Below are 11560 nucleotides of genomic sequence, written 5' to 3'. Positions count from 1 at the left end.
ATTTAAAGGCTATATCCCCCGCCATAAAACTCATAATTAATAACCTACCATTATTAATTTAATAATAACATAGAAATACAATAGTAGTAGCAGGAATCGTTCAGTAACCACTAAACCCTTCCAACTCATGAATCATCTTTTTGATATTGAATTAGTAGAGGTAAAATCACCTCTTTTCCACCTTGATTGAGAATAATAATTTCTTATTTTGGAAAAAGAATAGAAATTAAACAGTTTTGCACCCTTATTTTTTCAGTTAGGATGGGCTTTTTCCTGGAAAAGGCTTGAGCTGCTAGTCCTTAATTGTTGTTAGTAAGCCATTCACTTTGGCCACTTTCTTAAAAATCCATTGATAATTAAATTATCCCATAGCCACCATAAAGGTATGATCAAAGGAGTTGTAAAGATTGAAGGAAAAGTACAAAACTATGCCTGGGGAGGACATTATTTTATCCCCCAACTCCTAAAAACCGTTAATCCGCAAAAACAGACATTTGCCGAATATTGGATGGGAGCACATAAAAATGGCCCATCAAAAATTTTAAATGGTTCAACGCGTTTAAACCTGGAAGAACTTATTGCCCAGAACCCATCCTTCTACTTGGGAGAAAAAGTAGCTCAAAAGTTTAAAAACTCCCTACCCTACCTCTTTAAAGTATTAGATGTAAAAAACATGCTTTCCATCCAGGTACATCCAACCAAAAAAGAGGCTGAAAAGGGCTTTGCCCGTGAAAATTCAGAAAATATTCCTTTAAAAGCCCCATACCGAAATTATAAAGATGACAATCACAAGCCAGAAGTGATGGTCGCCCTAACAGATTTTTGGTTGCTACATGGCTTTAAAGAGGAAGAGAAAATAAGAGAGACCCTTCAAAACACTCCTGAATTTACACCTCTTTTAAAATATTTTATCCCGAACAACTATAAGTCACTCTATAAACACATTATGGAGCTTCCTCAGGTAGCAGTAGATCAAATATTAGGCCCATTGGTAGAACGCATTTTAACTGAATACAAAAAAGGGGATCTAAAGAAAAGCTCTCCAGATTATTGGGCGGCAAGGGCTTTGGTTACTCAAAGTACACCTACCCAAAACATTGATCGGGGTATTTTTTCCATTTATTTATTTAATATTTTACAAATTAATCCGGGACAAGCGATCTATCAAGATGCCGGAGTTCCTCACTCCTATTTGGAAGGTGTGAATATGGAATTAATGGCCAATTCAGACAATGTCCTCAGGGGAGGTTTAACTCCTAAACATGTGGATGTAGCAGAACTTCTCAAACATGTGAAATTTGAAAAAACAGTCCCAACAATTTTGGAGGGAAGTCCCAGATCGGAAACGGAAGAAGTATATCAAACCCCTGCACCAGACTTTGAGTTAAGCAAAATAATGCTTTCAAAAAACAATAGTTTTATTTCCGGCAAAAATCACTCTCTGGATATAATCATTGCTTTAAGGGGAGGAAATATTAGCGTAAAAGATGTCAATAAAAAATTAACATTACAGGCTGGTGAAGTATTCATGGCTCCAGCTGGTGTTAATTACAGTATTCAATCTACGTCTAATGCTATTTTATTCAAGGCAAGCGTGCCGAGAGAAAAGGGGAATGAATAATTAAGAATGAAGGCAAAATAAAATTGAACCATACCCTGCTCATAGTTTAGATAAATTCGTACCCCAAAAATCCATATTCGGTGATAACCCTCAAAATTTATTTTTATAAGTCTTAAGGAAGTATTGAGATTCCCTCCTCCCCAATGGGTTTTCATTGTTAAATCTGCTTTCTAATTTTTTGGAACCTCCCTTTTGAAACCTTCTTCTACTTCATCTTTGTTCTTCTAACAAAATACGGCCTTTTACTTTTAAGCTGTGTAAAATTTTTGAAACTATGAAAAGATCAACTGTAATCTTTTTGGTTGCCTTGCTATTTTTATTTTCCTGTAAGAAAAAAGAAAAAGCAGTTAAAGAAGAATCTCCTTACCAAAGGGAGCAAATGGTAACTCCTGAAAGGCAACCTGAACCCGCCCAAGAGATGGTTCCGGAAAAATCTCCTGAACGTACTCTTATGGATGCTTTTGATGCCCTTACTGGTAATCAGGAAAAAGCTAAAGAGTTAGCTGGTATTGAAGGTGAAGATGTGCCCTGGAACGCTTCTAAAGAAGTGGAAAGTTATGAAATCCTCGATCAAAAAACTTTAAATACAGAGGATGTAGAAAAGTTACATTCCTATTCCTGGAAACCAGACCTTGAAGTTGGGGATGAGCAAATTGATGTCAAATTTGAATACGAAGGGAACAAATCACAAATTTCTCATCTATTTCTTAGGGAAGAAGATGGCCAATGGAAAGTGATTGCCTGGAGAAAAGGAACCCTAGAAGGAGAACCACAGGCCTACACCTACAAAAGACGTAAAAAAACTCCTGAACTAAGCCCTGAACCTGTTATAGTGGTGATCCCAGAAACTCCTTATGAGGATATGATGGAAGAACTGGAAGAAGCCTATTATACGAAACCCGAGGAAGAGGTTGCTAAACCTTATTATGACCTGGTGGTAGAAGAAAGAGATGAATTTCTTTCAAAATCCGGAGATATAGAAGGCTACGAACGGGATAAGTATTACATTCGGTCTAATTCTGATGATAAAGCCAAAATTGCCGTAAAATCTAAACCAAAAGGTGCTTTGGTAAGTGTTTACGAAGTAGAAAACGGATCTCGAGAAGGCTTACATAGTAAACCTCAAAAGTACTGGTCGGGCCAACTGGATAATAACACCGAATATGAGGTGGAGGTATCCAATAATTCCAAGAATGCAAAAAAAGGAAAAATGACTGATTATGACCTGGAATTAACCACCCAAGATGAACGAATTAAGGAACAGATCATTGGCCGGGTAGAAGGAAGAGAAACCGATGAATACTATTTCCATGCAAATGAAGACACCAGAATGACTATCTCTTCAAATTGGAATACACGATTTAATGTGTATGAAATCGACGGTTATTCTCGCAGACAACTCAACAAAAAACCTGCCCTGCGCTGGAAGGGTGATTTGGAAGAAGGCCAAGACTATGTAGTGGAAATCATGCAAAAGGAAAAAAGTGCTAATAAAGGGAAAGAACAAAAATATAGAATGGCCGTGGTAACCGTTGAGTAGTAAATAATTAAAAATTAATAGTTTATCATTAGGAATTACGAATGGGATTTTGGATCAACTTATTTCGTAGTTCCTAATCTTTTTTAAAAAAGAAGGAAATCCTCTATCCCTTCCTTTAAAACAAAGCACTCACCTGCATCTGACCACTGTGAATAATTGAATTGCTTTCAGACTTCCTACCTTCGTATTGCAGAATAAGCTGCAAGCCCATAAGTAATTTCTGTTGAAGGGAAAATGACCATCTAAAGTTATCTCCCGGCCAACGTCCATCCATCATTTGATATGCTGCTGCTGTGTTTTCATCCCCCTTAAAACGAATATTACTGTATTTAAACAAAGCTTGGAGACTACTTTTTACTGCTTTTGAAAAACGGAACTCCAATTGCACTTCATCAATTTTGGCCCTTTCGGAAACTTCCAATTCCTGTCCTAGGTTTTGTCTATTCGAATTGGTATAGGTAGTTTGTATCCTAAAAGAGGAACGAGGCTGCCAACTGATACCGGGGGACCAGTCATTACCAATAATATAAAAATTACGCACGGTTAGGTAATCAGATAGGTTATTTTCGTTTTGAAACACTGCGGAAAAATTCAAGGTAAAAACTCTTTTTAAATTCCAGCGAGAGCGAAAAGAATAGCGATTCTCTTCCCTTAATTCAAAACCATTAGTTAATAAATATTTATTCCGAATTCGCTGATAAGCGGTTTCAAAACCATAGTTAGGATCAGAACGATTGAAAAAAAAGGTGGTCCGTAAATTCTCATTTAAAGATAATAGATCAGCCTCAGAAGCATTAGCTACCCATGGTGAAAGGCGAGTTCCTAAAGAAGAATCTGTGGTCTTCTTGGAACTATTCCAATAGGTTGTATTAGAAAGACGAGAAAGAAGATTGAGAACTCCCTTTCGTTGTTTCCACTGACGAGGAAAACTTAAATTCAAACTATAACTCAGACTATTGGAATAGGCCTGCAAATACTCATCGGTAGGCACAAAAACTTTGATAAAATTTCGCTCATCAGGATTATCCGTTAAAAAAAATTCATTCAAATCTTGGGCACCATCATCATTCAGGTCACGCCAGGTATGAGTACCTCTACCTACCTGAACCTCAATGAATATAAACTCCCTTTTCAGTTCCCTGCTATTAGCCAATTGATAGGTCAATTGATTTCTAATATTATTTTCCAGGAAATTAATAGTTCCCTGAAGATTTCCCATCACGGTCTTTTCTTTTCGTTCCTCAGCACTCTCCCAATAATTTTCTATTTCCCGATAAAGTAGTGTCACATCCAACCTCTTGCCTCCTTTCCCTTGACTTCCAAATTGAAAGCTTCCAGTATGAGCTCGACTACTTTTTTCCATTTCTCCTAAATTGGGAAGCCAATCATCTCGCTGGCTAAAAAAAAGTTCAAATTTGGTTTTTAAGGAATCATTGTTCCGCAGAAAAATTTTATTTTCCTCAAAATAGGAAAGTGAATTTATTAAAACACCGTCCTCCCTATTTTTGACTTGCTGATGATCAGATTGAAAACTATAACCTGGTTCCAAATATTTGGACCGGTAAAATCCCTCCATATTCACCCTGAACCAATCAAAAGATTTATCTTGCTGCAGATTATCCAATACAAATAATCCCCCCCTAAAAAATATTTTTCCCAGGGTTTGATTAATCTTAAAATCTTGCTGCCAGCCATCTATTAGGTTTCCTCTCTTCCTTCTTGATAATTGATAAGCCATCAGATGGTCACTATCCTTTTCCAGACTGAAAGCAAAATTAAAAATATTATCATCATAGAGGACTTCATCAGATTGCTGGAAATATCCCCAATCTCTGTCATATTCAACAGGTCGAAAATTATCAATGCCTTTAAATTCCTTTTGATCCTGTTCATAGTCTAAACTTCCTGACCACCGGTATCCTTTCAGCCAAGACATAGGACGTTCCCTAACAAGGTATCCCACTTTAAAGGCGCTTCCTATCTCATTAAAATCCTGGTTTTTTGAAAAAAGATTGGAGTTATTTTTTGAAAATGCCATTTCTCCATAAAACTGGTCATATTCCGTCACTTGATAGGATGCTCCCAGGACTGTCATTTGCTTTTGATCAGGTAAAGCGGCTACAATTTCCGGTCGGTAATTTCCTTGAGAAATTCCATTCACCGGATCTACCCATTCGAAAACCCGGCCATTGATTGTGGTATTCAACAAGACATAATCCCCTTGCCCAGGGCCGAAGTCAGTAAATTTCAATTGGTATAGGGCACTGTCTGGGTTTGTGGAATAGACATAGACTTCGTAAGAGGTTTCTTCTAACAATCTTTCTATTTTTTTATACCTCACAAAATCAGTATTAAAACCTATACTGTCTATTCCAGAAATGATTCCCTCCGCACCGATTTCCAATTCGCTTAATCGCAGTTTATCGTCATCGGACAAGTCAAAAGCCATTGGCCGATTCGGATTATCCTTTTCCTGATAGAACCTTCCATAAACTTTCAGCTTTCCCCAACTTTGTTCTTGATCCAAAGCAAAAATAGAGCGGCTATAATTCCTGTCGGTATATTCAAAATCTACTCGTATTCTAGAATTAAGAGTAATCAACACATTATGTGTAAAAGTAATTTCTCCCAAATTATAGTCAATCACATAATCCTGATCATATCCTCTTTTCAATAGCTGACCATCCAGATAAATCCTTTCAGAATTTGACTGTACAATGACAAAGGATTCCCCATTAGGACCATGCAGTTGGTAAGGGCCCGAAATTCCTTCAATGGGCTCTATCGTAATTGAGGCAAACTTTCCTTTGGCCACTGCTGCACTCAAGGTAGTTTTGGCAGATGAATTTTCAGAGAGTTGATAGTTCACAGTTGCCTGAACTCCCTGAACATTTTTGTGATATTTTAAAAACTGTGAAGGTCGACTTTGAAGATTTAAGTCACCAATAGTTAGCAATGCATTTCTGGCACTCAATTCAATATATACCTTATCAAATTCCTGCAGGTTCTGAGTGTTTCCCTCCGGCTGATAGGGAATTTGCTGGTCAGAAATCACGGCATTAATACCAATATCATCGGTCAATTTACCGCTAAGCTGTAGATTGAGTACAGAATTAACAAACACACCTTGACGGTTACCAAAAGAAATCCCCCTACTTAACACTCCATTTTTCTGCAAGCCTTCTGTAGCAAAAAGCTCTTCCCTTTGATCAACTACTTGCTTGTTTGTCCGAAAATAATCATCAAAAGAATCCTCCCCTTGTCCATTGGGCTCTTCCCTGTGAAATTTCTCCTGATATAAAGCATAGGGTAAGGTCTTGTAAACTACTAAAACGGAATCCTGAGGGTTAGGACCCAATAGGAAAAAAGTTCCCTTGTTAGGAAAATATTCAAAAACATAAAGAGAATCGGGAACATTCTGCAATTCAATAGAGGACGGCAATACAGAAAGAGTATCGAGTAAGACATCCTCTCCATTGGACTTTATCCACTTCTGTTTTGAAGTGGAAATTTGCCCATGAACCTGTAGTATGGTTAACGTGAAAGAAAAAAATAAAACACTAAAGCGTTTGAGGATCATCAATTAACGGTAATTCTATAAAGAATGAGGTTCCGTTTCCTTCTTCTGTTTCAAACCAAATTCTTCCTCCCGCATGTTCAATACCTCTCTTGACAATGGCCAGCCCAATACCAGAACCGGTATATTTAGTGCTAAAATTCGGTAAAAAGACTCGGTCCCGAATGGCAGCATCAATACCTGCTCCATTGTCCTTCACTTCTATAATTACTTTTTGGTTTTGGCTCGTCATTAAACTGACGATAACTTTTGCCTCTTCCGAGTTTGGAACCGCCTGAAAAGCGTTAATAATCAAATTAGTAAATGCCTGTCCCATCAATTGGATATCACCCAATACAAAATATTTCCCTTCATTAATGAAGGAAGAAACTCTTTGCCCCTCGCTATTATGCAAATGCACCACCTGTCGTAATAAGGAAGAAATTTCAAATTCCTCATTTTTTGGTACAGGCATTTGGGCAAAGGTAGAAAAAGATGAGGCAATATCACTCAAAGTATCTACCTGATCGAGTAAAATATCAATTTTCTTTACAGCAAATTCAGTACTATCCCCATTTTGATCGGGAAGCAACCGCTTCATGTGTTGCAAAGAAAGCTTCATTGGTGTTAAAGGATTTTTTATTTCATGAGCTACCTGCTTTGCCATTTCCCTCCATGCAGATTCTTTTTCGGATTGGGATATGGCTTTTTTACTTTCTTCCAATTTTATGAGCATGCGGTTATATTCCTCTACCACCTTACCGATTTCATCATCAGTTTCCCACTCCAAAGGTTCATTATAAGCAGCAAGGGAGGTCCGTTTTAATTTTTGGCTCAAAACAGTCAACGGATAAGTTAACATCTTAGTAGCAAAATAAGACAAGATAAAAAACCCGACAAAAACCACCATAAAAACACTGATAAGGCTTTTCAATACTTCTACGGCCTTACTGTTAATCTCATCTTGGGACTCAAAAAACGGCATACTCAGCACACCTAGTAATTTCCCATCACCCGGTGAGTTGATCGCCACATAAACTGATTTATAAAATAATTTCCCAATGGATTCATTCAAAAGAATGCGTTTGCTGTGATCCTGCACAATTGCCTTCATTGCTTCAGGATTCATATATTTAGATAACAGCTTATTTTCAAAAATTAAAGGCTGACTTCCTGCTAGAAACCTTCCATTAGGCCTGAAAATATTCACATCGATTTCTGTTAGACTAGCCATCCGAAGCAACTGTCTGGTAAAGTCTTCCCTACTAATCTCATGATGCATATAGGTCTGAAGACCCTCCGTAATATTCCGGCTGAGAAGCATGGCATTTTTAAAATACTGTTCATTTAGATCACGGTTATGAAAGGCATACACCTGGCTCAACATACTAACAGTAACCACCAACAAAGGCATAAAAATGGCCACATTCAAATACAACTGAATTTTCGTACTCAAGTTCATGCCGATATTGACAATACTGAAGTACATCATTAGGCACAATAATACTATTGTTATACAGAAAGCTAAAAGAAGAAAAAGCAGGGAAAAATTAGAGATAACCAACTCCCAAGGATTTAGTTTTGAGGAAATTACAATCAAACGATTTCCATTCCCCTTAACCCCCAGATGATGATAACCATTCTTAATAATACCTTGAGAATAAAAGCTGCTATTATTTGCTACATCCGAACTAAAATCTTTAAGATAATTAAAATTCCCAGCATTATATACCAGCTGTCCATTCGAAAAAATACCATAGTTATATTCCTTATCCAGGAAAGGGAAGCGGCTATCAACCAATAATTCAGGGTATACATTATCCGGAATATTTCTCTTTAGTTTTAAATCGATAATGATATAACCACTGTTTACTTTAAACCCTTTATTCTTGACGGTTATCAAACTATAATATCTCTTACTTAAAACATTACCGATTTCATTGACAAAATATATTTGTGGATAACTCGTCTTATATTTTTCTTGATCAAGCGTTGCTTTTATAGATTGGAATGAACGACTATCTCCCTTGGCACTAAGTGGATTCCCGTTTGCATTATATAAGCGGATATCAATATCATATTTAGAAAAATAATTACCCAAATACACTCGCTTAATTTTGTCTTTTATAATTTCTTTGGAATTGAAGGGACTAAAAAGACGATTTTGAATGAATGCGTCATTTTCAATTTTACCCGAAGCTTCTTTAAGTAAAAACCCTCCCAGAATATCGTCCTCACCCAATAATTGAATGGCAAAATCTACCTTGTCTTCCACCAAGCGGCCTTTCTCATAATTGTATATGGTGAAGGCAGCCATCAATGCACTAGCTGTAGCGCTTACAAAAAAATAGGAAAATGATTTATAATTCAGTAAACGAACACTTTTTGGGAGCCTGAAGAGATATAATACTAAAAAATAAAGACTATTGATCAGAAAGATCATTAGAAATGGCCATCCTGATGTTAAAGCTAAAGCACCAAATAATAAAGCTGCCAGAGTGTAATACAAAAGCATCGGGCCGTAACGATATTCATTCAGCTTTTGAAAAACTTTTATAGCCAAATCCCCATAGGTAAAATACACGATGGCATTGATGAAAAAAATCAAAAAGCTGACCAGCTTAAAAGTAGAAATACTTGCCTCTTTTGTAATATCCAATGACCATTGAGAATTATTAAGGATTGAGGCTAATACGAGATACTGCACCGCCAACCCAACAAAAGTTAAAAAGGCTAAAACAACTGATGTAATAGCTTTTCCCTGATTGTTTAATTTCAGCATTTTTACTGGTAATTGAGACCTGTAAAAATAAAAGAATATATAAGCAGCAATTATTCCGGCATAACAAACATTCAAAAACAAATCACCTAGAGAAGGGCTAAAAGAAGAAGATGCATAAAAACGAGGATCGAACAATTCAAACTCCACCACCGAAAAAGGAAAATCCTGGTAAAGCATTACCCATCGGAGCACACCCAGGTAGAGCAAGCTAAATACAAAACCTGTTAAAAATCTCTGCTCATTGATAAACATTCGCACTAATCGATACCCATAAAGTAAGGCACAAAAGATGGCCCCTGTTTGCAATAAAAGCAGTAGAATTCGTAAAACTCTATCTGGTGAATGATAGCCGGGGCCAAATTCTACGGAAAATAAATAATCCTCACCATTACGATATACCCAATACCAACCTACGGTCTGTTGGCTACGAATACTAAGATAGGAACTACTAAAAATTTTAAAGTTGAATCCGGAGCCAACATATTTATTGTTGATTTTAGAATTATAAAAAATGGGAATTAATCCAAAAATCTCATAATTGTCTTTTCCCAGCTTCATTCTTTGCCTTCTTACTACATATTGCCCCTCCTCCAAATTAATAAATTGAGAGGCTTTCTTCCCACTTAAGGAAGAATAGCTAGGCACCAAAAGGTCGTCCGACCAATAAGCCAATTGTTTATTTTTAAAAATATAGAAGAAGTGATTTTCGGAGAAAGTATAGGAATGAAATAGAACAGCACTATCAATTTGGATTCTCCTTTCAATCATATCTAAGGAGCCATCCATTTCGCCTAACTCTCGATCAATAGATGTACTAATTTCCTTGATATAATTATCAGGCCGTTGCTGAGGATCTATTAAAAAATGTTTAAATAAATACGCTGTCAACAAGAATAAACCGCAAACCAACAAAGGGTAGGGTTTCGGAAACTTCCTAAAACTTAGATTAAAATCACTGGTAATGAGCTGCATAAATCTCCCAAAACTACTAAAAAATTCCTACAAAACAGATTTTTCAAAGATGGTGCCAAATAAGTGAATGGAAAATAATGGATAATTAAATATAGAATAAATTGATTAAATGAATGATTTAGGCTAAAAATCATCCAATTCACTTTTTTTCAAATTCAACTATTAATTACTCATAACCACTTTTTTATAAACAGGAAAAAGCCCCCAGAATCTATTGTACTGACGGCCTTTAAAAAATGAAAAAACGACTGTTTCGATTGTTTATTTTAGGAACTTATAACCTACAGAAATTTGTACACCTATATTCTTGGCATCAAGTCCATTGAAATTCATTATACTTTCCCCAGTTGGTATAGGATTATCTCCATCAGCAGAACTTTCTTCATCCAAAGTACTCGTTAATCCATAATTAAGCCTTGCATTGATATCAAAACCATTGATCTCGTAACCAACCCCAAAATTTAACCCTAAATCAATCGGATTCAGGTTGGTTATATCCCCAGAACCAATATCGGTTGGATTTATCCCAAACGAATCGTTAAACTCGGATGAGGTAGAGAAACTTCTTTTTCCCCCTAAGGATACTCCAATTTGGGGACCTGCCTCAATGTTGAAACCACTGTTTCCCAAGTACAATTTAGCCATTATTGGAATTTGCAGGTAATATAATTTGTCTTCCACCTCTGCAAATGGCATTTCTAGGAATTCTTCATTTATACCACCAATATCATATCCATATAATTGATATTTACTGCTCACACTGGTAAATAACACTTCAGGCTGAATAGCAAAAACACCCCATCTCGCCTGGGTAAAAGCTCCAATACTGTATCCTGATCCCCAATTCAGATCAACAGGAGCATCATAGAGGCCCGTCATATTTAACCCACCTCTAATCCCCAAGCTTAAATCCTGAGCATTCACGACAGATGTCCCAAATAAAGCGACAACTACTACTAAAAATGCTTTTTTCATCATTTTATAAAATTTAAAAAGTTAATTCTCAAAGAATGGTTGGTTTATTTAATGGAGAAAAAATTAACGGTGAATTGGCTCTTCTTGAACATAAACCCAATAATGGATTGATTA

At 36.5% G+C, this 11560-nt stretch carries 5 protein-coding genes; 2 read left to right on the top strand and 3 right to left on the bottom strand.

From position 1 onward, the window contains the following. The first annotated feature begins 385 nt into the window (after positions 1–385). Together manA and E1171_RS16925 are read left to right on the top strand one after the other, a co-directional pair. Positions 386–1621, top strand: a complete 1236-nt coding sequence (gene manA, locus E1171_RS16930; RefSeq protein ID WP_155207239.1) for a mannose-6-phosphate isomerase, class I — start codon at positions 386–388, stop codon at positions 1619–1621. Between the two features lie 274 nt (positions 1622–1895). Further along, the gene (locus E1171_RS16925) at positions 1896–3161 is read left to right on the top strand and encodes a hypothetical protein (RefSeq protein ID WP_155207238.1); all 1266 of its coding nucleotides are present in this window, start codon (positions 1896–1898) and stop codon (positions 3159–3161) included. A gap of 115 nt (positions 3162–3276) precedes the next feature. On the opposite strand, the gene E1171_RS16920 is transcribed toward E1171_RS16925, so the two are convergent. The 3 genes from E1171_RS16920 to E1171_RS16910 form a co-directional block, all read right to left on the bottom strand. Beyond that, on the bottom strand, positions 3277–6741 hold the full coding sequence (locus E1171_RS16920) for a hypothetical protein (RefSeq protein WP_155207237.1): 3465 nt from the start codon (positions 6739–6741) through the stop codon (positions 3277–3279). Further along, positions 6722–10471 carry a sensor histidine kinase gene (locus E1171_RS16915; RefSeq protein WP_155207236.1) on the bottom strand — a complete coding sequence of 1250 codons (3750 nt, stop codon included), beginning with the start codon at positions 10469–10471 and terminating at the stop codon, positions 6722–6724. The genes E1171_RS16920 and E1171_RS16915 overlap by 20 nt, the downstream gene beginning before the upstream one ends. Before the next feature lie 261 nt (positions 10472–10732). After that, on the bottom strand, positions 10733–11449 hold the full coding sequence (locus E1171_RS16910; protein WP_155207235.1) for a porin family protein: 717 nt from the start codon (positions 11447–11449) through the stop codon (positions 10733–10735). Between the last annotated feature and the right edge of the window lie 111 nt (positions 11450–11560).

The organism is Xanthovirga aplysinae (assembly GCF_009711365.1).
Taxonomy (GTDB): Bacteria; Bacteroidota; Bacteroidia; order Cytophagales; family Cyclobacteriaceae; genus Xanthovirga; species Xanthovirga aplysinae.
The sequence above is the reverse complement of the archived record's forward strand: the minus strand, read 5'-3'. Positions and strand labels throughout refer to the sequence as shown.